Below are 25,574 nucleotides of genomic sequence, written 5' to 3' on the forward strand. Positions count from 1 at the left end.
ATGCGGCACGCCGGGTGGTCGGCTCCGCCGGCGGCACCGGGTCGACCGTCAGGACGGCATCCGTTCCGCCTCCTGCACGTAGGTTTCCGCGCGGCCGGCGCCGAGCCGTTCGAGTTCGTCCAGCACGCCGCGTACGGCGTCGCTGCCGACCAGCACGGTGACCTGTAGCCGGGCCAGCAGGGGTTGCTCCTGCCAGTACCCGCGCGGAAGCAGGCGGCGCTCCGGTTCGCTCGTGGCGGCGGCGGTGTCGGTGACGATGACCGAGATCGCCCCGGCGCGCAGCAGGGCGTCGCGCAGTTCGCCGGTGTTCGTCACCCGGTTCGGCTCCAGCAGCGCGCTGACCAGCCTGGTCCGGGCCCCGGGCTGGGGTGGGGCCGGTGGGCCGGCCCGGCCGGCGCCGGTCCCGGGCCGCCGCTGCGGGCCGCCGGGTGCGACCAGGCTGGTCACCCCGCCCAGGTGGTACGCGTCGGCGCCCTGCTGGGCCTGGTCCAGGCGCTCCTGGGTGTCGGCGGGCGCGCGGAGCCCGACCAGCGCCTGGATCGCGGCGGCGATCAGCCAGGTCAGTACGAAGGAGAACGCCACCACGCACACGACGCCGACGATCTGGTGCCAGAGCAGGGATCCGCCGCCACCGAGGAGCAGGCCGTCCTTGCCGAGCGGGTTCACCCCGCTGTTGCCGAAGAACCCGAGCAGCAGGGTGCCGAGCATGCCGCCGACGAAGTGCACGGCGAGCACGTCCAGCGCGTCGTCCAGGCGCAGCAGGTACTTCAGCTTCAGCGCGAGGTGGCAGACCAGGCCGGCGAGCGCGCCGATCGCGACGGCGGAGAGCACGTTGACGTAGCCGGCGGTCGGGGTGACCGTGGCGAGACCGGCGACGGCGCCGGAGACTCCACCGACGACGGTGCTGTGCCCGTCGGTGACCCGTTCCAGCGCCAGCCAGACGAGCATGGCGGCGGCCGCGGCGAGGTGGGTGTTGATCAGGGCCTGGGCGGCCACCCCGTTGGCCTGGAGGCCGTCGCCGCCGTTGAACCCGAACCAGCCGAACCAGAGGATGCCCGCCCCGACGATGGTCAGCGGGATCGAGTTGGGCGGTGCCGCGGTGTGCGGCCAGTCCCGCCGCCGGCCGACGACCAGCAGCACGGCCAGGACGGCGGCGCCGGCGCTGGCGTGGACGACCAGGCCGCCGGCCCAGTCCTGGGTGCCGAACCGGGCCAGCCAGCCGTCCGGGTGCCAGAGCCAGTGCGCCACCGGCGCGTACACCACGATGGACCAGACGGCGAGGAACAGCACCCAGCCGGCGAACCTCAGCCGGCCCGCGGTGGCGCCGGTGACCAGCGCGGGCGTGATCACCGCGAACATCATCTGGAACGCCACGAACGCCAGCGTCGGGATGGTGATGCGCCCGTCGACCACGTGCAGGTTGGGGGCGGGCGGCACCTTCAGGCCGGTCAGGCCGAACAGCTCCAGGTTGCCGAAGAGGCCGCTGCCGGCGTCGTCGCCGAAGGCGATGGTGTAGCCGACCAGCACCCAGGTCAGGCTCACCACACCCAGCGCGATCATGTTCTGTTGCAGCATGGCGAGGACGTTGCGGGTACGGACCATGCCGCCGTAGAAGGCGGCGAGGCCGGGCGTCATGAACAGGACCAGGCCGGCGCAGACCAGCACCCAGGCCGTGTCACCCGCGCTCAGAGTGGACACCAACTACCCCTCTCTTCCCGGGCGCTCGACGGAGTGCCGGACGGCGGACACGACGGTGTCCTTGACCCGTTCGTGGTTGGGCACCGGCGCGAAGTGCCGGTCGGGCAGCAGCAACAGCCAGGTGGCGATGTTGAACGGTCCGGTCAGCACCGGGATGCCCAGCGGGGTGAGCATGGTGGTCAGCGCCATCTGCACGACCAGCGTCAGCGCGATGCCGAACAGGGTGTAGACCGCCGCCAGCGGGCCGGGGCGGTGGGCCACCGCACCCACCACGATCGCGGTCAGCACCGCGTTGAAGGCGAACAGCCCCTTGTCCAGCGACGCGCCGTCGGCGCCGAACCAGAGCGCCAGCAGGGTCGCGCCGACGCTGCCGATGACCGCGAACAGCGCCGACCACCGGGAGTTGATCAGCAGGGCGACGAGGATGAGCAGGCCGGTGACCCAGCTCTCGATCAGGTAGATCTGGGACACGCCGTGCAGGAAGCTCGGCACCAGCCCCCAGTCGAAGGTGCCGCCGGTCGACGACCCCTCGCCGGGGAACTTCGGGGTCAGCTTCGTCAGCACGGTGAAGCGGTCGAACTGGTACGCCGCCATCAGCAGGAACCAGGTGGTGAGCACGAACGGGAACGTGTAGGCGGTCAGGTTCCAGCGTTTGAAGACCGCGTTCAGCGCGAGCGTGACCACCACGGTCGCCGCCGCGCCGAGCACGAGGTAGAGCCACATCAGCGGGCGTTTGTCGAGGAACGTCGGCACCGCGAGCCCGGTCAGCAGCGGGCTGAAGCCGAACAGCCCCTTGCGCCAGCTGGCCAGGTCGACCCGGAGCGCCAACGCGGTCGCGGTGCCCACGACCAGCCCGAGCACGCCGCCGCCGAAGACCCGGGGCTGCCCGCTCTCGACCGCTCCCCAGGCGAGTCCGGCGAGGATGAGCAGGCCGCTCAGTGGGTTGTTCTGGAGCACCACCTGTGCGGCGCCGCGCAGGCAGGCGTCGACGAATCCGACCAGTGGGTTCCGGTCGGCCAGGTGGTGCCAGCCTCGTCCGATGTCGGCCATCTCGATGCCCTCGGTCTCAACGCCAACTGAAGACCGGCGGGAAGGTGCAGCCGGTCACCTCTTCGCGGGCGGCCACGCAGAACGCGCGTACCGCGGCCCGGACCGGCTCGGTCTCCTGGCCGAGCACCTTGAACACCAGGCCGGCGTCGTTGGGCAGCCGGCTGACGGCGCTGGCCAGCGGCGTCACCTCGTCCCACACCGGCGTCGCGGTCCGGGCGTACACCCGGGCGGCCCGGTCCGGGTCGGTGAGCAGCACGGCGGTGCCGTAGACGTGGAAGCGGTCCATCATCCCGATCCGGGAGACCGGGAACCGGCCGGGAGTGATCACGAACTTCTCCACGAACAGGCGCCGGCCGTCGGGCCGCTCCGCCCGGACCGTGGCGGAGAAGAGGTCGTACGCGAAGATCTCGCCGTCGCGGTAGTACTTGCGACCGGGCTGGAGGACCTCGGCGTAGAGCATGGTCGCGCTCTCCGGCAGCCGTACCCGGGTGTCGGAGACGAACCGGCTGCGCCGGAACGGGATCACCGGCTCGGGCAGGAACTCCAGGTAGGCGTCCTCGGCCAGGGTGAAGCTCTGGCTCTGGGTGCCGTAGTTGGCGTCCATCTCCTGGATCTTGGTGGCGGCCTGGGTGACCAGGTGGGCCTGCGCGCCGGGCCCCAGGTCGACGTCCATTCGCAGCCGGTCGCCCTGGAGCACGCCCCCGGAGGTGGTCAGGATCATGACGCACGGCAGGTCCGGCATCTCCTGGTCCCAGTAGAGCGCCCCCTGCACCAGCAGCGGCGACTGCCGGTAGACGTCGCGGAGGATGGTCCGCTCACCGCGCCGCTGGAAACCCAGCCGCAGCACGCCGACCTTGCCGTTCGACGCGGCGGGCAACTGGGCCGGCTGGTCCTGGTACGAGGCCAGCTCCCGGACGGTGTCCAGAGAGGTCATGCGGGCACTTCGGCGTCGAAGAGCGCGTTGCGGCGGACCAGGGCGACCAGTTCGTCGACGCCGTCGCCGGTCTTGCAGTTGGTGAAGACGAACGGCTTGCCGCCGCGCATCAGCTCCGCGTCGCGGGCCATCACGTCGAGGTCGGCGTCGACGTACGGGGCGAGGTCGGTCTTGTTGATCACGAGGATGTCGGACTTGGAGATGCCCGGGCCGTTCTTGCGCGGGATCTTGTCGCCGGCTGCCACGTCGATCACGTAGATGAAGTAGTCGACGAGGGCCGGGCTGAAGGTGAGCGTGAGGTTGTCGCCGCCGCTCTCGATGAGCACGACGTCGCTGTCCGGGAAGCGGGCCTCCATGTCCTCGACCGCCGCCAGGTTCATGCTCGGGTCCTCGCGGACCGCGGTGTGCGGGCAGGCGCCGGTCTCCACCCCGACGATCCGCTCCTCGACCAGGACCCCGGTCAACGCCCGCCGGACGTGCTTGGCGTCCTCGGTGGTGACCACGTCATTCGTGATCACGAGCACCCGCAGGCCCTGCTCGACCAGGCGCGGCACCACGGCCTCGATGATCGCGGTCTTGCCGCTGCCCACCGGGCCGCCGACGCCGATCCGACTCGCTGACTTCATTGGTGATCAATCCCTTCGACGGTGGGCGGAGGCCACTGGCCCTCCGCTCAGCTCATGAACATCCGTACGTGCGCGTGCTGGTGCGCGCCGGCCAGGACGTCGAGATGGGGGGCGAAGCCCTGCATGTCGTCGAGGCTCGCCGTGCGCAACTCCTGGTAGTCCTCGGGCACCTTCTCGTTGACCGCGAAGAGGATCGACTGCGTGTCCAGGTGGTCCACCCGCATGAGCCGGACCGCCGCGCCGAGCACCATGGAGGCCGCGCCGTACTGGTGGGCGGCGAAGGCGTCCTCCTCACCGATGCCGAGTTCGGCGAAGAGCACGCCGAGCGCCACCGGGTACGTCACCGGCACCCCGGTGCCGGTCTCGGCGGCGCGCTTCTTCAGCAGCGATTCGCCGACGATCCGGTTGGCGGCCTCGGCCAGCTTGCGCCCCATCCGGGCCGACATGGTGCGCGTCTCTTCGTTGAGCTTGCGCAGGTGGACGGCCTCGTCCGCCTGCCGGATCCGGTCCAGGTCCCCCGCCCGGGCGCCGCGATGCGCGACGAGCAGCGCGACGCCGTCGCCGGTGGCGGCCACCCGGGTCACCGTACGGACGAACTCCTGCAGGGTGGCATGGTCGTGGACGGTTCCGTGCTCGACGGCCGTCTCCAGCCCGTTCGAGAAGGAAAAGGCGCCGACCGGGAAGACCGAGTCGCCGAACTGCAACAGCTTCAAGGCCCCGGCCATGGTGGACACGGCGCGCTCCTCAGTTGAGGTCGGCCGGCAGGTGCGAGTGCGGGGTGGCATCCGCCCCGCCGAACAGCCGCCGGGACTCGTGCGGCGCCAGGTAGGCGATGACCTCGGTCCCGGCGATGAACTCGTGGGTGAGGCCGGTGAACGCGTGGGTCCGCATCACCGAGTCCATGACCTTGCGGTCCACGGTGAGCGGGACGTACATCTTCGTGCCCTTCACCACGGCCGGCCAGTGCTGGTTGCCGATCGCGTGCCCGAGTTCGACGGCCGAGCGGATCACCATGTCCACGGACTCGCCGTGCAACGTGTCCAGGTGCACGACCATCACCTCGCCGAGCGCGATCCGGGCCACCACCGCCGTCGAGGTGAGCTCGTCCCAGGCGAGGACGTCGCCGTCGCGCAGCCGTACGCCGCGCGCCAGCGACAGCGCCAGCTCGGTGCCCTGGCTGGTCGTCCGGCGCAGCCGGCTCTTCTGCGCGTCCCACTGGTCGAGGACCAGGTCGTCGACCTTGGCCTCGCGCAGCCGCTCGGTCCAGGCCAGCTCCTGCACGTTGCCCAGTACCGTTTCGACGAGCATCTGTTCTCCTTTCACACGCTCCGCGCCGCCGGCCCGGCCGGGGGCGGGCGGCGCTGGTCAGCTGAAGAAGTAGAGCTGGCTGAGGGGCAGGTTCTTGGCCGCCGGCACGGTCGCGTGGACGCCGTCCATCTTCACCGCGAACGTCTCCGGGTCGACCTCGAGCTTCGGCGTACGGTCGTTGCGCACCATGTCGCGCTTGGTCAGGTTGCGGCAGCCGTAGACCGGCATGACCTGGCGCTGCAGGCCCAGTTGTTCGCCGATGCCGGCCTCGTGGGCGGCGCGGGACACGAACGTCACGCAGTTCTTCGCCACCTGCGTGCCGGTCGCGCCGAAGGACGGGCGGTAGTAGACCGGCTGCGGGGTGGGCAGCGACGCGTTCGGGTCACCCATGATCGACCAGGCGATCATCCCGCTCTTGAGCACCAGCTTCGGCTTCACCCCGAAGAAGGCGGGCTCCCACAGCACCAGGTCGGCGAGCTTGCCGGGGGTGACCGACCCGATGACGTGCGAGACCCCCTGGGTGATCGCCGGGTTGATGGTCATCTTGGCGACGTAGCGCAGGACCCGGAAGTTGTCGTTGCCGTCCGCGTCCTCGGCGAGCTTGCCCCGGGCGTTCTTCATCTGCCCGGCGAGTTGAACCGTCCGCAGCCAGGTCTCCCCCACCCGACCCATGGCCTGGGAGTCGCTCTGCATCATCGAGATCACGCCCTCGTCCAGCAGGACGTCCTCGGCGGCGATGGTCTCGGTGCGGATCCGGCTCTCCACGAAGGCGACGTCGGAGGGCACCTTCGGGTTGAAGTTGTGGCAGACCATGATCATGTCGTACAGCTCGGACTGGCTGTTGACGCCGTACGGCACGGTCGGCGTCGTCGACGCGGGGAGCACGTTCATCTGGCCGGCGACCTTGATGATGTCCGGCGCGTGGCCGCCACCGGCGCCCTCGGTGTGGAAGGTGTGGATGGTGCGGCCCTCGAAGGCGGCGATGCTGTCCTCGATGTAGCCGCTCTCGTTGAGGGTGTCCGTGTGGATGCTGACCTGGACGTCGTACTCGTCGGCGACGGCCAGGCAGTTCCGGATCACCGCGGGGGGCGCGCCCCAGTCCTCGTGGATCTTGAAGCTGGGCACGCCGGCCAGGATCTGCTCCACCAGCGGCGCTCGCCCGCTGCTGTTGCCCTTGCCGAGCAGGCCGATGTTGATCGGCAGGTTCTCGAAGGCCCGCATCATGTTGTGGATGTTCCACGGGCCCGGGGTGATGGTGACGCCGTTGGTGCTGTCGCTGGGCCCGGTGCCGCCGCCCCAGAGGGTGGTGACGCCGTTGCTGAGCGCCGCGTACACCTGCTGCGGGGCGACCAGGTGGACGTGGGCGTCGATGCCGCCGGCGGTCAGGATCAGGTGCTCGCCCGAGATCGCGTCGGTGCCCGCCCCGGTCACCATGCCGGGGGTCACCCCGTCCATGATGTTCGGGTTGCCGGCCTTGCCGATCCCGGCGATCCGGCCGTCCTTGATCCCGACGTCCGCCTTGATGACGCCCACCAGCGCGTCGACGACGGTGACGTTGGTGATCACCAGGTCGAGCACCCCCTCGGCGCTGGTGGCCTGGCTGTTACTGCCCATGCCGTCGCGCAGGGTCTTGCCGCCGCCGTACATGACCTCGTCGCCCAGGACGCGCAGGTCCTTTTCGATCTCGATGTAGAGGTCGGTGTCACCCAGTCGGATCTGGTCGCCCGTGGTCGGGCCGTACATTCCGGCATATTCCTGCCGTGAGATCTGACTCATGCGTTTCTCGCTCCAGGTCTGGCGCGTTTCGAGTTGCCGGCTACTGCTTGCTCTTGCCCTGCTCCTGCTGCTGCTTCTGCTGCTTCTGTTCCTGCGGCGCGGTCGACTTGAAGCCGCGCGTCTCGGCGCCGTGCAGCGCCTCGGCGCGGTCCGGTCGGTACCCCGGGATCGGCCCGTCGCCGGTCCAGCCCTGGACCAGGCCGTTGAAGCCGTACACCCGCTGGGACCCCCCGTAGGGAACAAGTTGGACGGTCTTGCGGTCGCCCGGTTCGAACCGGATCGAGGTGGTGGCGGGAATGTTCAACCGCTTGCCGAACGCCGCCGGCCGGTCGAACTCGAGGAAGCGGTTGGCCTCGAAGAAGTGGAAGTGGGAACCGACCTGGATGGGCCGGTCGCCGGTGTTCTGCACGACCACCTCGGTCACCGGCCGCCCGGCGTTGAGTTCCAGGGGCTGGTCGCTGAGTTTGTAACCGCCGATGGGCCGGAGGTGCTTCGAGTTCGGGCCCGGGTGTTGCTTCGCCATGTCGCCCCCGCTCTGCCGGAGGCCGCCGCCTCCGGTCGCTGCTCTTACTGGATGGGTGAGTGGACGGTGATCAGCCGGGATCCGTCGGTGAAAACCGCCTCGACCTGAAGCATCGGGATCATCTCCGGCACGCCGGGGATCACGTCGTCGGCCTTGAGCACGTTGCGCGCGTCGTTCATGACCTCTTCGACGGTCTTGCCCTCGCGGGCGCCCTCCAGGGCCGCCGCGCAGATGACCGCCACGGCCTCGGGGTGGTTGAGCTTGACCCCGCGCGCCCGGCGCGAGTTGGCCACCATCGCCAACGTGTGGATCGTCAGCTTGTCGAATTCCTTCGGCGTGAGATGCACTGTGTGGTCCTTCGCGTGCTGTCGCTGATCCGGGTCGCATCCGGCTGGCCCGGCACGGACGGGGCCGGCGGTGGCCGGCAACGCCCCTCACCCGCCCGTCAACTAGTCACGGTATGAGCACTTGGGCCTTTTAGCGGAGTTTCGTGCTACCTGCCCAGATATCCCCCATAAGTGGCTGATCGCCGAGTCCGACCCGGCGCGCGAGGGCCGAATGGATCCGCTGGAGGGCTCGGACCCGCGAGTGCGCCCCGCGCACCGCGCCCCGCGCACCGCGCACCGCGCCCCGCGCACCGCGCCCCGCGCCCGCGCCCGCGCCCGTATGGCATATCCGGAAAGACCGGTATACGGCTGGATGTAAGGTTCGCCCCGGACAGGTCGTTCCGACTCCGCACGGGCGACGGGTCGGCGCCGGGCCGCCCCGCGCCGCCGGTCCCGAACGGAGGAACCCGTGAACCGTTCGTCGCCGTCGCGCCGGGACGACCTGACGGACTCCTACCGGGAATTCCGGCACCCGATCCTGGCCCTGGTGCTCGCCATCGGCACCGCCGGCGCCCTGGACGCCTTCGCCTTCCTCCGCTACGGCGCCTTCGTCGCGAACCAGTCCGGCAACGCGGTCTTCCTCGGCATCGGGCCCGCCGGGGCGCATCCGGGCTGGCCCGCCTCGGCGGCCTCGCTGGTCGCCTTCGCCCTCGGCGCCGGCATCGTGGACCGGCTCCGGGAGACGGTGACCCGCTGGCCGGTGCCGCTGGTCAACATCGTGGCCGTCGAACTCACCATGGCGCTCTGGGTGGTGCTGAACGTGCTGCTCGCCCACGGCCGGCCCGGCCCCACCTCCCGCGCGGTGCTCGCCGCGACCGGGGCGTTCGCCATGGGCAGCCTGACGACGCTGCTCAGTCGCACCGCCGGCATCGCCACCTCCGTCACGTACCAGTCGGGCACGACCGCGAAGACCGGCGAGCACGCGGTCGCCTGGCTTGTCGGCGGCGGCGCCGGGCGCGCGCGGGCCCGGACCGGCACCCTGCTCGGGCTGCTCGCCATCGCCAGCTACGCCGCCGGGGGCGCGATCGGCACCGTGGTCCAGCGGGAGCCGCGGTGGGTGCCGCTCTGGGGGGCGCTGGCGCTGGGCGCGTTGACCCTGATCGTCCGTCGGGACGCCGACCACCCGTGATCATCCGCCCGCCCGGGTGGACCAGCGGCGCGGCACTCCCCGCGCCGGGTCCGCGCGGACCGTGGGCTCAGTCGGCCTGGGCGGCGAGTTCGCGGGCCCGGTCGCGGGCCGCCTCCAGGGCCGCCAGCATGGCCGCGCGTACGCCGTGGTTCTCCAGCTCACGGATGGCGGAGATGGTGGTGCCGGCCGGCGAGGTGACCGCCTCGCGGAGCTTGACCGGGTGCTCGCCGGAGTCGCGCAGCATCACCGCCGAGCCGATCGCGGTCTGCACGATCAGCTCGTGCGCCACCTGACGCGGCAGGCCGAGCAGGATGCCCGCGTCGATCATGGCCTCGACCAGGAGGTAGAAGTAGGCCGGGCCGGAGCCGGAGAGCGCGGTCACCGCGTCCTGCTGGGACTCGGGCACCCGAAGGGTGGCGCCGAGCGGCTTGAACATCTCCTCGGCCAGGGCCAGGTGCGCGCCGGTGGCGTACGCCCCCGGGGAGATCGCGCTCATCGCCTGGTCGACCAGGGCCGGGGTGTTGGTCATCACCCGGACCACCGGGGTGCCCTCGGGCAGCCGGCGGTTGAAGAAGGCGGTGGGCAGGCCGGCGCAGAGCGAGATGACCAGCTTGTCGGCCGGCACCTTGGGGCCGATCTCGTCCAGCAGCGCCCCGGCGTCCTGCGGCTTCACCGAGACGGCGAGCACCTCCGCCTCGTCCACCGCGGTGAGGTTGTCCACCACCCGGACGCCGTAGCGGGCGGTCAGCTCCTCGGCGCGGGCCGGCCGCCGGGCGGTGGCGAGCAGCCGCTCGACCGGCCAGCCGGAGCGGAGCAGCCCGGAGAGCATCAGCTCACCGATCTTGCCCGCGCCGATCACCGCGACCGTGTGCACCTCGGGTGCCATGACGCCGTACCCCTCTCGCCGTGCGGCGGGGCGCGGCGGCCCGCTCCGGGTCCGCCGCGCCACCGGCCGTCGCTCAGCTGCCGAAGAAGACCTCGGCCTCGGCGTACCGCTCCAGCGGCACGGTCTTCAGCTCCCGGGTGGCCTCCGCGAGCGGGACCCGCACGATGTCGGTGCTCTGCATCGCGACCATCTTGCCCCAGTCGCCCTCGTGGGCAGCGTCGATGGCCTGCAGGCCCAGCCGGGTGGCCAGCACCCGGTCGAACGCGGTGGGCGTGCCGCCGCGCTGGATGTGGCCGAGCACCACGGTGCGGGCCTCCTTGCCGGTCTTCGCCTCCAGCTGCTCGGCGAGCCACTGGCCGATGCCGCCGAGGCGGACGTGGCCGAACGCGTCGAGCTCCTGGTTGTGCAGCACCATCTGGCCCTCCATCGGCTGGGCGCCCTCGGCGACCACCACGATCGGGGCGTACTGGTGCTGGAAGCGCTTCTCGACGTAGCCGGCGACCTGCTCGACGTCGAACTGCCGCTCCGGCAGCAGGATCACGTTGGCGCCACCGGCGAGGCCGGCGTGCAGGGCGATCCAGCCGGCGTGCCGGCCCATCACCTCGACCACCAGGGTGCGGTGGTGGCTCTCGGCCGTGGTGTGCAGCCGGTCGATCGCCTCCATCGCGATGTTGACCGCGGTGTCGAAGCCGAAGGTGTAGTCGGTGGCGCCCAGATCGTTGTCGATCGTCTTCGGCACGCCGATCACGTGCACGCCCAGCTCGTGGAGCTTGGTGGCCACGCCGAGGGTGTCCTCGCCGCCGATCGCGATCAGGGCGTCCACGCCCTGCGCGGCGAGGTTCTCCTTGATCCGCTCGACGCCGTTCTCGATCTTGAAGGGGTTGGTCCGGGACGAGCCGAGGATGGTGCCGCCACGCGGCAGGATCCCGCGCACCTCCGCGATGCCCAGCGGCTTGGACAGGCCCTCCAGCGGGCCCTTCCAGCCGTCCCGGAAGCCCACGAACTCGTGACCGTAGGTGGCGACGCCCTTGCGGACGACCGCCCGAATCACCGCGTTGAGACCTGGGCAGTCGCCGCCGCCGGTGAGCACGCCGATACGCATGATCTGCTCATCCTCCTGGAGCATCAGGTGAAGCCCGGATAAGCCCCAGGATATGTGTCAGGTCAGACCATCGGCGCCGTTGCCGGCCCGGGGCGGGCCGTCACTGCGCACTGTAGTCGGCGCCGGGGTCCGCCGACACCGCGCCCCGGCCCGCGGCGCGCCCATCGGACGGCTACCGGTCAGTAGCCGACCTCGCGGTTCTCGCCCGGCTGGGGCGGACGCCCGGTCACCGCCGCCCGGGCGAGGCCGACCAGGGTGACCATCGCGCCGCCCGGCGAGTCCCAGTACTCGGCCGTGCCGGCGTGCACCTTGAGCAGGGTGAGCCCGGGGGTGTCGGGGCCGTCCGGGAACCAGGTCCGCAGCAGCGGGTGCCACAGCCGCTCGGCGCGGTCGCGGTCCCACTCCTCGGCGGCGGTGCCGGCCACCGACACCCAGGCGTGGTGCCGCTGGTCGGAGAAGCCGACATTGACCTGCGGGTTCACCCGGATCTGACGGATCTTGGCCGAGTTGGCGTAGGTGAAGAACCAGAGGTCACCGTCGAACTCCGCCGCTTGCAGCCCCATCGGGCGACTGACCAGCCGCCCGTCCACGGCCGTGGTGGTCAGCAGGCAGATGCGGGCGTCCCGGATGAGTTCGGTGACCCGATGGCGGGCGTCCTCGACGCCGGTCGCTCGGTTGCTCATGGCGGCTCTCCCTCGGCTCGACTTGATCTCGACCCGTGCCCAGGACAGAACCGGTCAAACCTGCCGACAGGTCACCGCGCGGTCATGGCCCGCCAGCGGGCCAGGTTGTGCCGGGCGTCGACCAACGCGTCGTGCCGGTCCGCCTCGGCCTCGGGCAGCCGCGGCCGGCCCCGGTCGTCCCAGAGCTGGCGCAGCTCCTTGGTGAACCGCGGGATCTCCCGGGGCAGCGCCGGCATCGCCCCCCACAGCTGCGCCAGCACCACGTGGTCGTACGCGGCGTACCAGGCCCAGAGCTCCAGTTGCTCGCCCGGCCGGTCCCGGACCGGGGCCATGAGGAACTCGTAGAGGTCGTCGCGGATCCGCTCCCGGGACCGCCAGGCCCGGTCGGCCGGCGAGGGGAGCTTGTCGAGGACGTTGCGGCGCACCCAGGGCACCGCCCGGGAGTCGTCGAACTCGGTGGAGACCGCGTAGAACTCGCGGCCGTGCTCGTCGACGACGCCGATCGACACCAGGTCGACGATCCGGCCGTCCTCGATGAACTCGCAGTCGTAGAAATAGCGGTAGACCATCCCCACCATCCTCGCCCACCGCCGCCGCCCGCCCGCCGCCGGGGCGTCCGTCGAGGTCATCGGCCCAGCGCCGAGGGCCCGCGCAGGGTCACGGAAGTGTCTCCAGGGGTGTACAGCAAGCGACCGGACCGTCATGATCTGATGTGTACCGCTACCGGACGCCGAACCGGTTCTGATGCCTCGTACCGGGGATGACAGGTTCACCCGGTGTGCGAGTTGGGGTCCTTGACCGGGGAGGGGTTGGGCCGTGGAGGTTCGCCTGCCGGAGCCGGGTGACGCGCTCACGGGCGTGGAGATGTTCGCCGGGCTCGAGCCGGAGGTGCGGCAGCGGGTCATCGCCGCGGCCGTGCCGCGTACGTACCGCAAGGGTCAGTTGCTCTTCGTGGAGAACGACCCCGGCGAGTCGCTGATCGTGCTGCGGCGGGGCGCCGTGGCCGTGTTCCGCACCGCGCCGACCGGCGAACGCGCCGTGCTGTCGGTGATCCGCCCGCCGGACGTGCTGGGCGAGGTGTCCCTGCTGGACGCCTCCACCCGCTCGGCGTCCGCCGAGGCGATCGAGGACTGCACCGCGCTCGCGCTGTCCCGCCCCGCGTTCATGGAGCTGGTGCACTCCAACCCGCGCATCCTCGACGCGGTGATGCGCTCGCTCGGCCAGCTGATCCGCCGGCTCACCGAGCAGAACGCCGACCACGTCTTCCTCGACCTGCCCGGCCGGGTGGCCAAGACGCTGGTCCGGTTGGCCGGCGAGAGCCAGGCCCCGATGATCACGATCGAGCTCAACCAGAGCCAGCTCGCCGAGATGGCCGGCGGTTCCCGGCAGAGCGTCAACCAGGCGATCGGCTCGTTCGCCAGCCGGGGCTGGCTGCGTACCGAGGGCCGCCGGATCGTGGTGACGGATGTGGCCGCGCTGCGCCGCCGCGCCGGGATGAACGACCGCTGAACGCACGCCCCGACCGGTGAACGCACGACGCGGCCGCTGAACGCGCGACCCGGCCGGTGAACGCGCGACCCGGCCGCTGAACGCGCGACCCGGCCGGTGAACGCGCGACCCGGCCGGTGAACGCGCGACGCGGCCGGGGCGTCGAACGCCACGGCCGCGTCGTCGGGCTCACCCGCGCGCTGTCACGGGGTGGTGCTGGTCGGCCCCGCCCAGTTGGTGGTGGTGCCGGTCGGGCCGGCCCAGTCGGTGCCGTCCTTGCCGCCGCCACCGAACCCCTCGCTGACGATGCCCTCGGCCTGGAGGGAGGCCAGGGTGGCCGCGTCCACGTCGACGGACTCGCCCGCCGTGTGCGCCACTCCGTCGGCGTCGGTCCAGTCGCTCTCCAGCTTCACGTACACCATGGTGTCCCCCTTGATCGCGGTCGTCGTCGTCCCGGCGGCATGAATGTAGTCCGCGTACCGCCGCACTGACTGCCCGGACGAGTGTCCACAAGCCAACAGCCCGGTACCTGACAGTCCCGCCAGCCGCGATACTCACCGGAGAGACGCCGCGGGGGGTGGCGTCCCGGCCGGCCCGGCCGGAAGATCAGTGGAGGCTGTCATCTCCGCCCTGTGTGACCGTTGTGGACGTACCGCCGCCGACGGCGACCGCTTCTGTGGGGGCTGCGGCGCGGAGCTGGGTGCCGTCTGCCCGCACTGCCTGCGACCGCTCGCCGCCGACGTGACGTTCTGCACCTCGTGCGGGGCGCCCCGGACCGGCGCCAAGCAGCCGGTGCCGGCGCCGCAGGAGGACCGCCGCCGGGTCAGCGTGCTCTTCGTCGACCTGATCGACTTCACCCCGTACGTCGAGCGGGCCGACCCGGAGCAGGTCCGCGGCATGCAGACCGGCTTCTTCTCCGCCGCCCGCCGGGTGGTCGGGCAGTACGGCGGGGTCGTGGAGAAGTACATCGGGGACGCGGTGATGGCGCTCTTCGGCGCCCCGGTGGCCACCGAGACCGACGCGCTGCGCTGCGTACGGGCCGGGCTGGAGTTGCAGCGGGTGCTCACCCGCTTCGCCCCGACCGGCCACGACGAGCTGCGCTTCCGGGTCGGCGTGGCGACGGGCGAGGCGCTGGTGGACGTGGCCGCGGCCCGCGACGGCGGGCAGGCGATCGTGGCCGGCGACGTGGTCAACACCGCCTCCCGGATGCAGTCGGTGGCCCCGCCCGGCGGGGTGCTGGTCTGCGGCGCCACCCACGCGCTGACCAAGGACGCCATCCGCTACGAGGAGCAGCCCCCGATCACCCTGCGCGGGCGCTCCACCCCCACCGAGGTCTGGCTCGCCCTCGCCCCGGTCCGTCGCCAGCCCACCGAGCGGGAGCCCGACACCACACCGCTGATCGACCGCGAGCACGAGCTGGGCATGCTGGTCAACGCCCTGCACCGGTCGCTGCGGGACCGCCTGCCGCAGGTGGTCACCGTGTTCGGCCGGGCCGGCCTGGGCAAGAGCCGGCTGGTACGCGAGCTGCACCGGCACGCCGAGCGGCTGGTCGACGAGCCGCTCACCTGGCGTACCGGGCGGTGCCCGCCGTTCGGGGAGAACGTCACCTTCGCCGCGCTGGCCGACATCGTGAAGACCGAGGCGGGCATCCTCGACACCGACCCGGCGTCCGCCGCGGCGCAGCGGCTCACCAGCGCGGTCGCCGAACTGGTCGGCACCGCGGAACGGGACCGGGTGGTCGACGCGCTGCGCCCCCTGGTCGGGCTGGCCGGGCCCACCCTGCCGGCCGAGGAGGCCGAGTCGGCCTGGCGGCGCTTCCTGCTCGCCCTCGCCGCCCGGCGCCCCACCGTGCTGGTCTTCGAGGACCTGCACTGGGCCGACGACGCGATGCTCCGCTTCGTCGACCTGCTCGGCGCCGCCGCCCGGGACGCGCCGCTGCTGCTGCTCTGCACCGCCCGCCCGGAGCTGGTCGACCGCGACCCGACCTGGGCGGGGACGATCACCGGCTCGGTGACCATCACCCTGCCGCCGCTGCGGGACACCGGCATCGCGGCGCTCTACGCGCACATGTTCGGCCAGGCCGCGTTCCCCGCCGAGATGCTCACCCCGCTGGTCGAGGTGGCCGACGGCAATCCGCTCTACGCCCACGAGTACGTCCGGATGCTCATCGAGCAGGGCGCGCTGCGCCAGTCCGGCCGCGGCTGGTCGCTGGAGAAGCACCTCGACCTGCCGATGCCGGAGAGCGTGCACGCGGTCATCGCCAACCGGGTCGACCTGCTCGACGCGAAGGACCGGGCCGTGCTGCTGGCCGCCTCGGCGGTGGGCGTGCAGTTCTGGCCGGGCGCGGTGGCCGCCGCGCTGGGCCAGCAGGTGGAGTCGGTGGAGCGGGCGCTGCGCCGGCTGGAGCAGCGCGACTTCGTGCACGAGCAGGCGGCGTCCACGATGGCCGGGCAGCCGGAGTTCCGGTTCCGGCACGTACTGGTCCGGGACGTCTGCTACCAGCGGTTGCCGCGTACCGAGCGGGTGGCCCGGCACGAGCGGACCGCGGACTGGCTGGACGCGCTGTCGGAGAGCCGGGACACCGACCTGGCCGAGGTGCTCGCGCACCACCGGTGGGCCGCCCACGAGATCGCCCGCACCCTCGGCCTGGACACCCACCGCTACGCCGGTCCGGCACGCGCCGCGCTGCACCGGGCCGCCCGGCGGGCGTACGCCCTGCACGGGCTGGACGCGGCCGCCGCGCACGCCGGCCGGGCGTTGGGCCTGGCCGACGACAGCGACCCGGTCGGCCGGCTGCAACTGGAGCTGCTGAGCACGGAGATCTCGTTCTACCGGGACGGCAACGGCTTCCTCTCCGGCGGCGGGCCGGAGCAGCTGCACGCGCTCGCCGGCCGGCTGCTCGCGCACGGCGACGACGCCTGCGCGGCCCGGGCCTGGACACTGCTCGGCCAGGCCGCCTGGCTGCGCGCCGACCACGCCGCCGCGGTGGCCTGCCTGGACCGGGCGGTCGCCCTGTTCGAGCCGCTGCCGGACAGCGCCCAGAAGGCGGACGCGTACGCGGAGCTGGGCCGGCTGCACATGCTCAACTACGAGCGGGACGCGGCGGTCGTCGCGGCCGAGGCGGCGGCCGGGATCGGGGCGCGGCTCGGGCTGGTCGAGGTCAACGTCAGCGCCCGGATCACCGCGGCCACCGCCCGCTACCAGTCGGGCGACCGGTCCGGCCTGGACGAGCTGCACGCGCTGGTCGAGTCGAGCCGCGCCCAGCAGTTGCTCGCGCTGCCCCGGGCCCTGCAGAACCTGGCGTACGCGGTCCGCGAGGAGGGCGACTGGCTGCGCTCGGACGCGCTGCTGTCCACCGCTCCGGCGGCCCGGGGCAGCGGGCAGACCCTGGCCACCAGCTACTCCGGCGAGGCGATGCGGGCGTACTTCGACGGCGACTTCGGCCGGCTGATCGCCGCCGCCGACGCGTTCCTGGACACCCCGACCGGAGGCTGGGACATGCAGGTCCGGGGCCTGCGCTCGTGCCTGCTGGTGCTGCGCGGGCAGCTGGTACCGCCGGCGCCCCGGCCGGCGCCGGCCCAGCGGGGCGACGCCGCGCCGGAGTCGCCCCGGCACCGCGACGACGTGGCCGCCGCGCTGGACAGCGCCCGGCGCAGCGGCTTCCACCGGCCGCGCTGGACCATGCTCGGCATGGCCGCGCTCTGCCGGGCGTTGCAGGGCCGGGCCGACGAGGCCGCCGAGCTGATCGACGAGCTGGCCGACGCGTGGTCGGCGGTGCCGGCGCTGGCCAGCGGTGAGTGGATCGCCGCGGCGGCGTACGCGGCCGCCCTGGCCGGCCGGGACGCGGCGGTGCGGGTCCGCGCCATGCTGGACCGGATCGAGCACCGCACGCCCTGGTCGGAGGCGGCACTGCGGACCGTGACCGGGGCGGTGGCCGCGGCCGACGGCGACCACCGGCGGGCCGGCGAGCTGCACCTGGCCGGCGCCGAGATCTACGCCCGGATCCCGGACGTCACCGACCGGATGCTGGCGCTCGCCCTCGCGGCGGGCGAGTTGGAGCTGGCCGGCGACACCGCGGCCGCCGCGCCGCTGGCCGAGGTACGCGCCTTCGCCCAGCGCAACGAGGCGCCCGGCCTGCTCGCCCTGGCTCGCCGCCCGGTGCCGGACACCGGCCCCGCCGTCGCCTGCTGACCCGCCCGGGCGGCCCGCCCGGGCGGAAGGTGGTCGGGCGGAAGGTGGTCGGGCGGAAGGTGGTCGGGCGGAAGGTGGTCGGACGGTAGGCGCGCTCTCCCGCAAGTCGGCCCTGCCCGGCGCGGGATGGGGCCGGTTCGCCGCAATCCGCGCCCCACGCCCGGGACACCCCGGCGCCCGGACGGGCGGCGGGGGGCGAGGGCGGGAGGCGAGGGCGGACGGGGCGGGGGTCAGGCGGGGACGGGTTGGCGGGGGGTGGCCTTCACCTTCTGGGCGTACGTGTCGACGTACTCGCGGCCGGAGAGCTCCATCAGCTCGTACATGATCTCGTCGGTCACGGCCCGCTCGACGAACCGGTCGCCGGACAGCCCGGCGTACCGGGAGAAGTCCAGGGGCCGGCCGAAGCGGATCCGCACCCGGCCGAGGTTGGGGATGAGCTGCCCGGTGGGCTGGATGGCGTCCGAGTTGAGCATCGCCATCGGCACCACCGGGGCGCCGCTCTCCAGCGCGAGCCGGGCCACGCCGGTCTTGCCCCGGTAGAGCCGACCGTCGGGCGAGCGGGTGCCCTCCGGGTAGATGCCGGCGATGCCCCCGGCCCGCAGCACCCTGAGCTGGGTGTCCAGCGCGGCGCGGGCGGCCCGGCCGCCGGAGCGGTCGACCGGGATGGTCCCGGAGCCGACGAAGAACATCCTGGTCAGCCAGCCCTTGAGGCCCTTACCGGTGAAGTACTCCGCCTTTGCGATGAATGTGACTTTTCGCTTGACGATGAGCGGCGTGAAGATCGAGTCCGAGAACGAGAGGTGGTTGCTGGCCAGGATGACCGGGCCGGACTCCGGCACGTGCTCGAGCCCGTCGACCTGCGGGCGGAAGATCAGCCGCAGCAGCGGGCCGAGGATGATGTACTTCAGCAGCCAGTACAGCACCGGGGTCCTTCCGCAGCCGGGAACGGTGACGCCCGGGCCGCCGGGACCCCCGGTGCGGGCCGCCGGGCCACGCCCGGACCGTGCCCGGGGCGCCGTCGGCGAGCGGGACTGTCGGGGAGAAGCCTACGAACCGGGAGCGGCACGCCACAACGCACTCCCGGAACCGGGTCCCGACGTGTCACGATTCAAAGCACGACCACCTCGGGTCGTGGCAGGGCGTCGGGCCGGCCCTCATCCGGTCCGGGAACATCGCCCGCCGGGCCGAGGTTGTCGCAGGCGTATCGAGCGCCGGAGCGGACGCACGACGGTGCGGCGAGGGAGGGTGTCCGGTGTCAGCGGGTGGGGCACGCCGGGGGCGGCGGGACAACGGGCTCGACGCGGCCGAGTACGCGGTCGCGGGCGACGTCGACCCGCGCGTCGGCGAGCACCTGCTCGACGTGCTGGCCGCCGGCGGCATCGCCGCGTACCTCCAGCCCTCCGCCGACCTCAACCCGGTCACCCGCACCACGACGGTGCCGCCCCGCCCGGTCGACCGGCTCTACGTCGACCGCTCGCACCTGACCACCGCCCGGGACTACCTCACCCAGCTGGCTGACGAGGGGGGCCGGGAGCCCGCCCGCGACGACGAGCCGGACATCGAGGCCGAGTGGGCGCGGATCGTCGCCGGCTTCCACACCACCCCGGCGGCCGGCAGCCATCCGTGGCCCGCCGCCGAGGACGTCGACGACGACGATGACCCGGTCGACCCGGCCGGCCCGGGCCCAGGCGCCGGTGGCCGCGCCGAGGAGACCGCCGGCCCGACCGCGACCGACGTGCGCCGTCTGCCGTACGCGGCGGACATCTCCGGCGTGTCGCTCGGCCGGGGCCAGGCCGACGAGCCGTCGCTGCTGGACGGGCTGGACACCTTCGGGGCGGACCTGCCGGGCGGGGAGGAGGACCACTACACCCCGCCGCCACCGCCGCCGCTGCCCCGCTTCTCCAAGTACGCCGTGGTCGGGGTGCTCTGCATCGTCCTCGGCTTCCTGCTCTTCCTCTCCCCCACCCTGCTGTCGGTGGTGGACCCGTCGCTGGTGACCCTGTTCGGCTTCACCGGCATCCTGGCCGGGTTCGTGATGCTGATCTGGCGGCTGCGCCCCGGCGACCCGGAGGACCACGACCCGGACGACGGCGCGGTCGTCTGACCGCCGCCCGGATCGCGGGACGCCCGCGCCCCCGGGCCGATCGCGTAACAGGGGTGTAACTTACGGTCAGTAGGAATACCGCTGTCCGTCACATCCCGCACCGGCTGTCCGGATCGCTCCTCGCCGCGTCGGCCGGTCCCCCCTGCTGATCGGAACGCCCGAGATGCGACAGAGCCCCCTCGTGGTGGTGGCCAACCGGCTGCCCATCGACGACAGTGTGGCGCCGGACGGCGCCTTCGAGTGGCGCCGCAGCCCCGGTGGCTTGGTCAGCGCCCTGCACCCGCTGCTGCGGCACACCCCGGCCACCTGGGTCGGCTGGGCGGGCGGCACCGGCCCGGCGCCGCGCCTGCCCGCCGTGGACGGGGTGCGGATGCACGCCGTGCCGCTCAGCGGCGAGGACCTGCGCGACCACTACGAGGGCTTCGCCAACGCCACCCTGTGGCCGCTCTACCACGACGCCGTCGAGCAGCCCGAATACCACCGCCGCTGGTGGGAGGCGTACCAGCGGGTCAACCAGCGGTTCGCCGCGGCCGCCGCCGAGGTGGCCGAGCCGGGCGGCCTGGTCTGGGTGCAGGACTACCACCTCCAGCTGGTGCCGGGGCTGCTCCGCGACCTCCGCCCCGACCTGCGGATCGGCTTCTTCCTGCACGTGCCGTTCCCGCCGCCGGAGCTGTTCATGCAGCTCCCCCGCCGGGCCGAGCTGCTGCGCGGGATGCTCGGCGCCGACCTGATCGGCTTCCAGCGGGCCCAGGCCGCGCACAACTTCGCCCAGCTCGTGACGAAGGTGCTGGAGCTGCCGGCCACCGACCGGCGGATCGGGGTCGGCGACCGGGTGGTGCGGATCGGCGCGTTCCCGGTCTCCATCGACACCGCCGAGATGGCCGCGCTGGCCACCCGGCCCGAGGTCGCCGAGCGGGCCCGCCGGCTGCGCCAGGACCTCGGCGACCCGGAGCACGTCATCCTCAGCGTCGACCGGATGGACTACACCAAGGGCATCGAGCAGCGGCTCAAGGCGTACCGGGAGCTGCTGGCCAGCGGGGACGTGAAGATCCCGGGCACCGTGCTGATCCAGGTGGCGGTGCCGAGCCGGGAACGGGTCGGCCAGTACCAGATCCTGCGGGAGCGGGTGGAACACCAGGTCGGCCGGATCAACGGCGAGTTCGGCCGGGTGGGCGAGCCGGCCATCCACTACCTGAGCCAGCCCTTCGACCGGGCCGAGCTGGTCGCCCTCTACCGGATCGCCGACGTGATGGCGGTGACCCCGCTGCGCGACGGGATGAACCTGGTGGCCAAGGAGTACGTGGCCGCCCGGGTGGACGACACCGGGGCGCTGCTGCTGTCCGAGTTCGCCGGGGCCGCCGCCGAGCTGGAACAGGCGTACCTGGTCAACCCGCACGACCTGGAGGGGCTCAAGCAGGCGCTGCTGGCCGCGCTGCGGGCCACCCCGGAGGACGTCTCGGCCCGGATGCGGGCGATGCGGGCGCACCTGCACCACCACGACATCCACGCCTGGGCCCGGTCGTACCTGCGGGCGCTGGACCACACCGGCTCGCTGCTCAGCCGGCTCGCGACCGTCGACTGACCGCGCGCCGGCGGTCAGCCCGCCGCCGGCGCCGGGTCCTTCTCCAGCCAGTCCAGGATCGCGTCGATCGGCTCCCGCCAGCGGGCGTCGAGCATCAGGTCGTGCCCCATCCCGGGGAAGAGCAGCGGCGCGGAGGCGTACCGGCGGGCGGCCCGGGTCAGCGCGGCCGGCGGCACCACCCGGTCGTCCGGGCTGCCCAGCACCAGCACCGGCGGGCGGCCCACCGCCGGCTCGGGCCCCGGGCCGGTGAGCAGCTGCCACTGCGCCCGCCGGCTGGCCCGGCCCAGGCGGGCGGCGTACCGGCGGGCGTCGGCGTCGGGCAGCTCCCGGCTGAACAGCTGCCGGCGGTTCAGCCGCAGGCCGGCCCCGAGGACCGCGGGCAGGGTGCCGAGCGGGTTGCGGCGCAGCGCCGTGCCGAACGTCGCCCAGTCGCCGAGCACCGGCGCCACCAGCACCGCGGCCCGGGCCGGGTAGCGGGCCAGGGCGTGCGCGACGACCCGGGCGCCGGCGCCGTGCCCCACCAGCACCGCCTGCCGCGGCAGGCCCGCGGCCACCTGGACCACATCATGGGTGTACGACCGCAGCGTCGCGCCCGGCGCCGGCTCGCTGCCGCCGTGCCCGCGCAGGCTCACCGCGTACGCGGGGAAGCCGCGGGACGCGGCGTGCTCCAGCCAGTGCTCGGCGAAGGCCCACGCGCCGTGCCCGAAGCCGGGCACGAAGAGCAGCGGCGGTTTCGCCTGTTCCAGCGGGGGCAGCGCGGAGAGCACCTCGCGGCGGGCGGCGCGCTCGGGGCGGGCCCACTCCCAGGCCCGGACGACCCGGACCCGCTCGGCGCTCACTGCGCCGCTCCCTCGGTCACGACCGTGGCACGCTCCCGGGTCACTTGCCCTCCAGCTCGTACAGGGCGCGCTGGAGCGCGCGCAGGTAGTCGGCGTGCCCGACCTCGAACCAGTGCCGGGTGCTGTCCTTGACCTTCCCCGAGTAGCGCTCGCCGACGCCGGCGGTGACCCGGCGGGCGAACGCGCCGGCCCGCTCCGGCCGGCTGGTGCGCAGCGCGAGCAACCGGGCGAAGAGCACGCTCTGCCAGTGCGCGATGGGGAAGATGCCGGAGTCGGGCTGCACCAGGCCGACCACGGCCAGGGTGGGGTGGCCGGCGGCGAACGCGTTCAGCCAGAGCCGGGGCCGCCCGGTGCCCTCCTCGTCGCCGAGCACGCCGCCGCCCAGGAACTCGAAGCGCGGCAGGTAGCCGGTGGCGAAGACGACCAGCTCGGGGTCGATCTCCCGGCCGTCGGTCAGCTCCACCGTCCGGTCGTGGAACCGGGCCACGTCCGGCACCGGGGTGATCTCCCCGTGCCCGACGTAGTAGACGAGCTGGCTGTTGGCGATCGGGTGGGTCTCGTAGACGCGGTGGTCCGGCTTGGGCAGACCGAACCGGGTCAGGTCGCCGACGGTGAGCCGCAGCGTCCAGTGGTAGAGCCACTGCCGTACCCGCAGCGGCACGCGCAGCGCCAGCAGGGTGTCGTTGACCTGGTCGGCCGGGCGACCGAAGACGTACTTCGGGGCGTACCAGTAGCCGCGGCGGGTGGAGTGCCAGCAGCGGGAGGCCTGCTGGGCGGCCTCGACGGCGATGTCGCAGCCGGTGTTGCCGGCACCGACCACCAGCACCCGCTTGCCGCGCAGCTGGGCCGGGTCCTTGTAGGACGAGGCGTGCATGACCTCGCCGCGGAACTGCTCCAGCCCCTCGTAGCGGGGCAGCTTGGGCGACCAGTTGTGCCCGTTGGCCAGCACCACCGCCGCGTAGCGCGAGGTGCGCTCGGGGCCGTACCCGCCGGTGCTGCGGGTGGTGACGTCCCAGCGGTCCCCCTCGACCGGCTCCACCCGGACCACCTCGGTGCCGAACCAGACGTGCTGGCGCAGGTCGAAGTGGTCGGCGTAACGCTCGAAGTAGGACAGCAGCTGGGCGTGGTGCGGGTAGTCCGGCCAGTCGTCCGGCATCGGGAAGTCGGGGAACTGGGTGAACGGCCGGGACGAGATGAGGTGCGTGCTGGCGTACACCGGGCTGCGGTCGTGCCGCCAGTTCCAGGCCCCACCGACGCCGGTCTCCCGCTCGTAGCAGTCCACGCCGAAGCCGTGTTCGCGGAGGTTCTTCACGGCGGTGAGGCCGCTGGCGCCGGCGCCGATCACGCAGACGGTGTCGCCGCGGTCGGAGACCGGGCGGCCGTCGCGGGTCAGGGCGACCGCCGAGTCCGGGTCGGGGCGGCCGAGGTCGGTGGAGGAGGGCACCGGGGGACATCTCCTTTGTGCGGCACGCGGGCCGGGTCGGTGCGAAATCCTGCCGAGAATGCCCGCCGTTGTCCAGCCCCGCCCGCGCCCGGCGGGGCGGGGCTCAGCCGGCGGCGGGCAGCAGCAGGTCGACCAGGATCGGGAAGTGGTCGCTGGCCTGCCGGGTACGCGGGGTGTCCAGCACGTCGTAGTCGACGACCGTGACGCGCGGGTCGACGAAGAGCGCGTCGATGCGGTGACGGGGGTTCGCGCAGGAGTAGGTGTGCCGGTCGGCCCGGTCCATCGCCACCGCCGCGTCGGTCAGCCCTTCGGCGACCGTCCGCCAGGCCGGCCCGTCCGGCCCCTCGTTCAGGTCGGCGCCGGCCACCACCGGCAGCGTCGCGGCGGCCAGTTCCCGCTTGAACGCGGCGGCCTGCGCGGGCCGCTCCGCCGGGTCGGTGGACAGGTGCGAGCCGGCCAGCAGGAACCGGCTCCCGCCGACCCGGCACTCGGCGTACGCGGCCCCGCGCAGGTGCCGGCCGGGGGTCAGCGGGTAGCGCTGGCAGCGGGTGCCGGTGACCCGGACCCGGAGGCTGGTGAGCAGCACGTTGCCCAGCGACGGCAGCCCGCCGGCGGCCACCACGAGGCCGAACGAGTCGGCCAGCGTGGCGGTCTTCTGCCGCCACCGGAACCGCCGGGGCCCCTCCTGCACGATGACCACGTCGGGCGTGGCGGCCCGGACCACCTCGGCCAGCGCGGCCGTGTCGTCCCGCTGGCTGTGGATGTTGTACGACACCACCCGCAGCGGCACGCCCCCGCCGGGCACCTCAGATCCGCCGGGCGAGGTCGGCGGCGCCGATCACGCCGGCGGTGTTGCCCAGCTCGGCCGGGCGTACCTCGGCCACGGGCAGCCGGCTGCGCTGGGCCAGGGCGTCGGTGTACGACCGGCGGGTGGGGCCGAGCAGCAGCTCACCGGCGTCGATCACGCCGCCGCCGACCACCAGCACCTGCGGGTCGAGGATCTGTGCCATGTCCGCGAGGCTGGTGCCCAGCCAGCGGCCGACCTGCGCGAACGCCTCCGTCGAGACGGGGTCGCCGCCCTTGGCCGCGGCGGTCACCATCGGGCCGGTGACCGCCTCGGCCTCGCCGCCGGCCAGCTCCAGCAGGGCGACGGCGCGGTGCGGCTCCTGGCGGGCGGCGGCGCGGGCGAACCGGACCAGGGCGCTGCCGCTGGCGTACTGCTCGATGCAGCCCAGCCGGCCGCAGCCGCACTGGTGCCCGTCGGGCACGGTGAGCATGTGGCCCAGCTCGGCCGCGATGCCGTTGGCGCCCCGCAGCAGCTCACCGCCGAGCACGATGCCGCCGCCGACCCCGGTGCCGATGGTGAACATGACCATCGAGTCGTCGGCGTGCCGGGCGGCGCCGTAGCGGAACTCCGCCCAGGCGGCCACGTTCGCGTCGTTCTCCACGACCACCGGCAGGCCGGTGGCGTTGCTGACGTACGCGCGCAGCGGCTCGTCCCGCCACGCCAGGTTGGGGGCGAAGAGCACGGTGGACCGGGAGGCGTCGATCCAGCCGGCCGCGCCGATCCCGACCGCCTCGACCGTACGGCCGGTGGCCAGTTCGGCGACCACCTCGATGATGACGTCCCGGGTCTTGGCCACGTCGTCGGCGGGGGTGTCCCGTCGCGTCTGCACGAGCACTGTGCCGGTGTCGTCCACGACACCGCCGGCCACCTTCGTGCCACCGACGTCGACTCCGATGGTCAGCGTCACCGCTGCCAACTCCCCTCTGCTGTGCTGCCCGACGTCGGCCGGACCGGCCGTGCGACGTCAGGATGTCCGGT

24 protein-coding genes are annotated in these 25,574 nt (G+C 73.2%); 5 read left to right on the forward strand and 19 right to left on the reverse strand.

Going from position 1 to position 25,574, the window contains the following annotated elements; all coding sequences use genetic code 11:
* Positions 1-48: 48 nt before the first annotated feature.
* Genes AB0I11_RS09745 through AB0I11_RS09785 form a run of 9 tightly spaced genes read right to left on the reverse strand, consistent with a single transcriptional unit; the run spans position 49 to position 8,262 of the window.
* Positions 49-1,698 (reverse strand): ammonium transporter, encoded by a 1,650-nt coding sequence (locus AB0I11_RS09745; RefSeq protein WP_357316218.1) that lies wholly within the window; start codon positions 1,696-1,698, stop codon positions 49-51.
* 3 nt (positions 1,699-1,701) lie between these two features.
* Positions 1,702-2,748: an urea transporter gene (gene yut / locus AB0I11_RS09750; protein WP_357316221.1), complete on the reverse strand. Its 1,047-nt coding sequence runs from the start codon at positions 2,746-2,748 to the stop codon at positions 1,702-1,704.
* A gap of 16 nt (positions 2,749-2,764) precedes the next feature.
* The gene (locus tag AB0I11_RS09755) at positions 2,765-3,682 is read right to left on the reverse strand and encodes an urease accessory protein UreD (protein ID WP_357316226.1); all 918 of its coding nucleotides are present in this window, start codon (positions 3,680-3,682) and stop codon (positions 2,765-2,767) included.
* Positions 3,679-4,308, reverse strand: coding sequence for an urease accessory protein UreG (ureG, locus tag AB0I11_RS09760; protein ID WP_357316229.1), 630 nt, complete (start codon positions 4,306-4,308; stop codon positions 3,679-3,681). Before ureG ends, AB0I11_RS09755 begins: the two co-directional genes overlap by 4 nt.
* 47 nt (positions 4,309-4,355) lie before the next feature.
* On the reverse strand, positions 4,356-5,033 hold the full coding sequence (locus AB0I11_RS09765) for an urease accessory protein UreF (protein WP_357316591.1): 678 nt from the start codon (positions 5,031-5,033) through the stop codon (positions 4,356-4,358).
* 19 nt (positions 5,034-5,052) lie between these two features.
* Positions 5,053-5,616, reverse strand: coding sequence for an urease accessory protein UreE (gene ureE, locus AB0I11_RS09770; protein WP_357316232.1), 564 nt, complete (start codon positions 5,614-5,616; stop codon positions 5,053-5,055).
* A gap of 57 nt (positions 5,617-5,673) precedes the next feature.
* Positions 5,674-7,392 carry an urease subunit alpha gene (locus tag AB0I11_RS09775; RefSeq protein WP_357316235.1) on the reverse strand — a complete coding sequence of 573 codons (1,719 nt, stop codon included), beginning with the start codon at positions 7,390-7,392 and terminating at the stop codon, positions 5,674-5,676.
* 40 nt (positions 7,393-7,432) lie between these two features.
* Positions 7,433-7,915 carry an urease subunit beta gene (locus tag AB0I11_RS09780; RefSeq protein WP_357316238.1) on the reverse strand — a complete coding sequence of 161 codons (483 nt, stop codon included), beginning with the start codon at positions 7,913-7,915 and terminating at the stop codon, positions 7,433-7,435.
* Positions 7,916-7,959: 44 nt separating this feature from the next.
* Positions 7,960-8,262 (reverse strand): urease subunit gamma, encoded by a 303-nt coding sequence (locus AB0I11_RS09785; protein WP_357316242.1) that lies wholly within the window; start codon positions 8,260-8,262, stop codon positions 7,960-7,962.
* A 448-nt stretch (positions 8,263-8,710) separates the two neighbouring features.
* Here AB0I11_RS09785 and AB0I11_RS09790 point away from each other — a divergent pair, with 448 nt between their 5' ends.
* The gene (locus AB0I11_RS09790; protein ID WP_357316245.1) at positions 8,711-9,430 is read left to right on the forward strand and encodes a YoaK family protein; all 720 of its coding nucleotides are present in this window, start codon (positions 8,711-8,713) and stop codon (positions 9,428-9,430) included.
* Between the two features lie 67 nt (positions 9,431-9,497).
* On the opposite strand, the gene proC is transcribed toward AB0I11_RS09790, so the two are convergent.
* The 4 genes from proC to AB0I11_RS09810 form a co-directional block, all read right to left on the reverse strand.
* Positions 9,498-10,316 (reverse strand): pyrroline-5-carboxylate reductase, encoded by an 819-nt coding sequence (proC, locus tag AB0I11_RS09795; RefSeq protein ID WP_357316248.1) that lies wholly within the window; start codon positions 10,314-10,316, stop codon positions 9,498-9,500.
* A 73-nt stretch (positions 10,317-10,389) separates the two neighbouring features.
* Entirely contained in the window at positions 10,390-11,418 is a 1,029-nt protein-coding gene (locus tag AB0I11_RS09800; RefSeq protein ID WP_357316594.1) for a 6-phosphofructokinase, read from the reverse strand.
* A 179-nt stretch (positions 11,419-11,597) separates the two neighbouring features.
* Positions 11,598-12,101, reverse strand: coding sequence for a pyridoxamine 5'-phosphate oxidase family protein (locus tag AB0I11_RS09805; protein WP_357316251.1), 504 nt, complete (start codon positions 12,099-12,101; stop codon positions 11,598-11,600).
* A 71-nt stretch (positions 12,102-12,172) separates the two neighbouring features.
* The gene (locus AB0I11_RS09810; protein ID WP_357316254.1) at positions 12,173-12,670 is read right to left on the reverse strand and encodes a polyadenylate-specific 3'-exoribonuclease AS; all 498 of its coding nucleotides are present in this window, start codon (positions 12,668-12,670) and stop codon (positions 12,173-12,175) included.
* Between the two features lie 247 nt (positions 12,671-12,917).
* Between AB0I11_RS09810 and AB0I11_RS09815 the strand changes: the two genes are divergently transcribed.
* Positions 12,918-13,610 (forward strand): Crp/Fnr family transcriptional regulator, encoded by a 693-nt coding sequence (locus AB0I11_RS09815; protein ID WP_046571116.1) that lies wholly within the window; start codon positions 12,918-12,920, stop codon positions 13,608-13,610.
* A gap of 182 nt (positions 13,611-13,792) precedes the next feature.
* On the opposite strand, the gene AB0I11_RS09820 is transcribed toward AB0I11_RS09815, so the two are convergent.
* Positions 13,793-14,011 (reverse strand): hypothetical protein, encoded by a 219-nt coding sequence (locus tag AB0I11_RS09820; protein WP_357316259.1) that lies wholly within the window; start codon positions 14,009-14,011, stop codon positions 13,793-13,795.
* A gap of 187 nt (positions 14,012-14,198) precedes the next feature.
* Between AB0I11_RS09820 and AB0I11_RS09825 the strand changes: the two genes are divergently transcribed.
* A complete protein-coding gene (locus tag AB0I11_RS09825; protein WP_357316262.1) occupies positions 14,199-17,780 on the forward strand; it encodes an adenylate/guanylate cyclase domain-containing protein in 3,582 nt (1,193 codons plus the stop codon).
* A gap of 230 nt (positions 17,781-18,010) precedes the next feature.
* Here AB0I11_RS09825 and AB0I11_RS09830 read toward each other — a convergent pair whose 3' ends face one another.
* The gene (locus AB0I11_RS09830) at positions 18,011-18,703 is read right to left on the reverse strand and encodes a lysophospholipid acyltransferase family protein (RefSeq protein WP_357316266.1); all 693 of its coding nucleotides are present in this window, start codon (positions 18,701-18,703) and stop codon (positions 18,011-18,013) included.
* A 329-nt stretch (positions 18,704-19,032) separates the two neighbouring features.
* On the opposite strand from AB0I11_RS09830, the gene AB0I11_RS09835 reads away from it, so the two are divergent.
* Both AB0I11_RS09835 and AB0I11_RS09840 read left to right on the forward strand, forming a co-directional pair.
* Positions 19,033-19,884 (forward strand): DUF308 domain-containing protein, encoded by an 852-nt coding sequence (locus AB0I11_RS09835; protein ID WP_357316269.1) that lies wholly within the window; start codon positions 19,033-19,035, stop codon positions 19,882-19,884.
* A gap of 163 nt (positions 19,885-20,047) precedes the next feature.
* Positions 20,048-21,466, forward strand: a complete 1,419-nt coding sequence (locus tag AB0I11_RS09840; RefSeq protein WP_357316273.1) for a trehalose-6-phosphate synthase — start codon at positions 20,048-20,050, stop codon at positions 21,464-21,466.
* A 14-nt stretch (positions 21,467-21,480) separates the two neighbouring features.
* Here the strand turns inward: AB0I11_RS09840 and AB0I11_RS09845 are convergent, their stop codons facing one another.
* The 4 genes from AB0I11_RS09845 to AB0I11_RS09860 all read right to left on the reverse strand — a co-directional run bounded on the left by AB0I11_RS09845 (position 21,481) and on the right by AB0I11_RS09860 (position 25,503).
* Positions 21,481-22,305, reverse strand: a complete 825-nt coding sequence (locus AB0I11_RS09845; protein WP_357316276.1) for an alpha/beta fold hydrolase — start codon at positions 22,303-22,305, stop codon at positions 21,481-21,483.
* Positions 22,306-22,345: 40 nt separating this feature from the next.
* Positions 22,346-23,749 (reverse strand): NAD(P)-binding domain-containing protein, encoded by a 1,404-nt coding sequence (locus AB0I11_RS09850; RefSeq protein ID WP_357316279.1) that lies wholly within the window; start codon positions 23,747-23,749, stop codon positions 22,346-22,348.
* Positions 23,750-23,852: 103 nt separating this feature from the next.
* On the reverse strand, positions 23,853-24,554 hold the full coding sequence (locus AB0I11_RS09855) for an endonuclease/exonuclease/phosphatase family protein (protein ID WP_357316282.1): 702 nt from the start codon (positions 24,552-24,554) through the stop codon (positions 23,853-23,855).
* A gap of 1 nt (position 24,555) precedes the next feature.
* Complete coding sequence (locus AB0I11_RS09860) at positions 24,556-25,503, reverse strand: ROK family glucokinase (RefSeq protein ID WP_357316287.1); 948 nt, start codon at positions 25,501-25,503, stop codon at positions 24,556-24,558.
* Positions 25,504-25,574 lie beyond the last annotated feature (71 nt).

Origin of the sequence: Micromonospora sp. NPDC050495, assembly GCF_040655175.1 — a bacterium.
GTDB lineage: Bacteria > Actinomycetota > Actinomycetes > Mycobacteriales > Micromonosporaceae > Micromonospora.

Coding starts and splice junctions, on each gene's coding strand:
- AB0I11_RS09840 (WP_357316273.1), top strand. CDS start 20,048: ATGCGACAGAGCCCCCTCGTGGTGGTGGCCAACCGGCTGCCCATCGAC.
- AB0I11_RS09765 (WP_357316591.1), bottom strand. CDS start 5,033: ATGGCCGGGGCCTTGAAGCTGTTGCAGTTCGGCGACTCGGTCTTCCCG.
- AB0I11_RS09780 (WP_357316238.1), bottom strand. CDS start 7,915: ATGGCGAAGCAACACCCGGGCCCGAACTCGAAGCACCTCCGGCCCATC.
- ureE (WP_357316232.1), bottom strand. CDS start 5,616: ATGCTCGTCGAAACGGTACTGGGCAACGTGCAGGAGCTGGCCTGGACC.
- AB0I11_RS09805 (WP_357316251.1), bottom strand. CDS start 12,101: ATGAGCAACCGAGCGACCGGCGTCGAGGACGCCCGCCATCGGGTCACC.
- AB0I11_RS09810 (WP_357316254.1), bottom strand. CDS start 12,670: ATGGTCTACCGCTATTTCTACGACTGCGAGTTCATCGAGGACGGCCGG.
- AB0I11_RS09775 (WP_357316235.1), bottom strand. CDS start 7,392: ATGAGTCAGATCTCACGGCAGGAATATGCCGGAATGTACGGCCCGACC.
- ureG (WP_357316229.1), bottom strand. CDS start 4,308: ATGAAGTCAGCGAGTCGGATCGGCGTCGGCGGCCCGGTGGGCAGCGGC.
- AB0I11_RS09820 (WP_357316259.1), bottom strand. CDS start 14,011: ATGGTGTACGTGAAGCTGGAGAGCGACTGGACCGACGCCGACGGAGTG.
- AB0I11_RS09800 (WP_357316594.1), bottom strand. CDS start 11,418: ATGCGTATCGGCGTGCTCACCGGCGGCGGCGACTGCCCAGGTCTCAAC.
- yut (WP_357316221.1), bottom strand. CDS start 2,748: ATGGCCGACATCGGACGAGGCTGGCACCACCTGGCCGACCGGAACCCA.
- proC (WP_357316248.1), bottom strand. CDS start 10,316: ATGGCACCCGAGGTGCACACGGTCGCGGTGATCGGCGCGGGCAAGATC.
- AB0I11_RS09755 (WP_357316226.1), bottom strand. CDS start 3,682: ATGACCTCTCTGGACACCGTCCGGGAGCTGGCCTCGTACCAGGACCAG.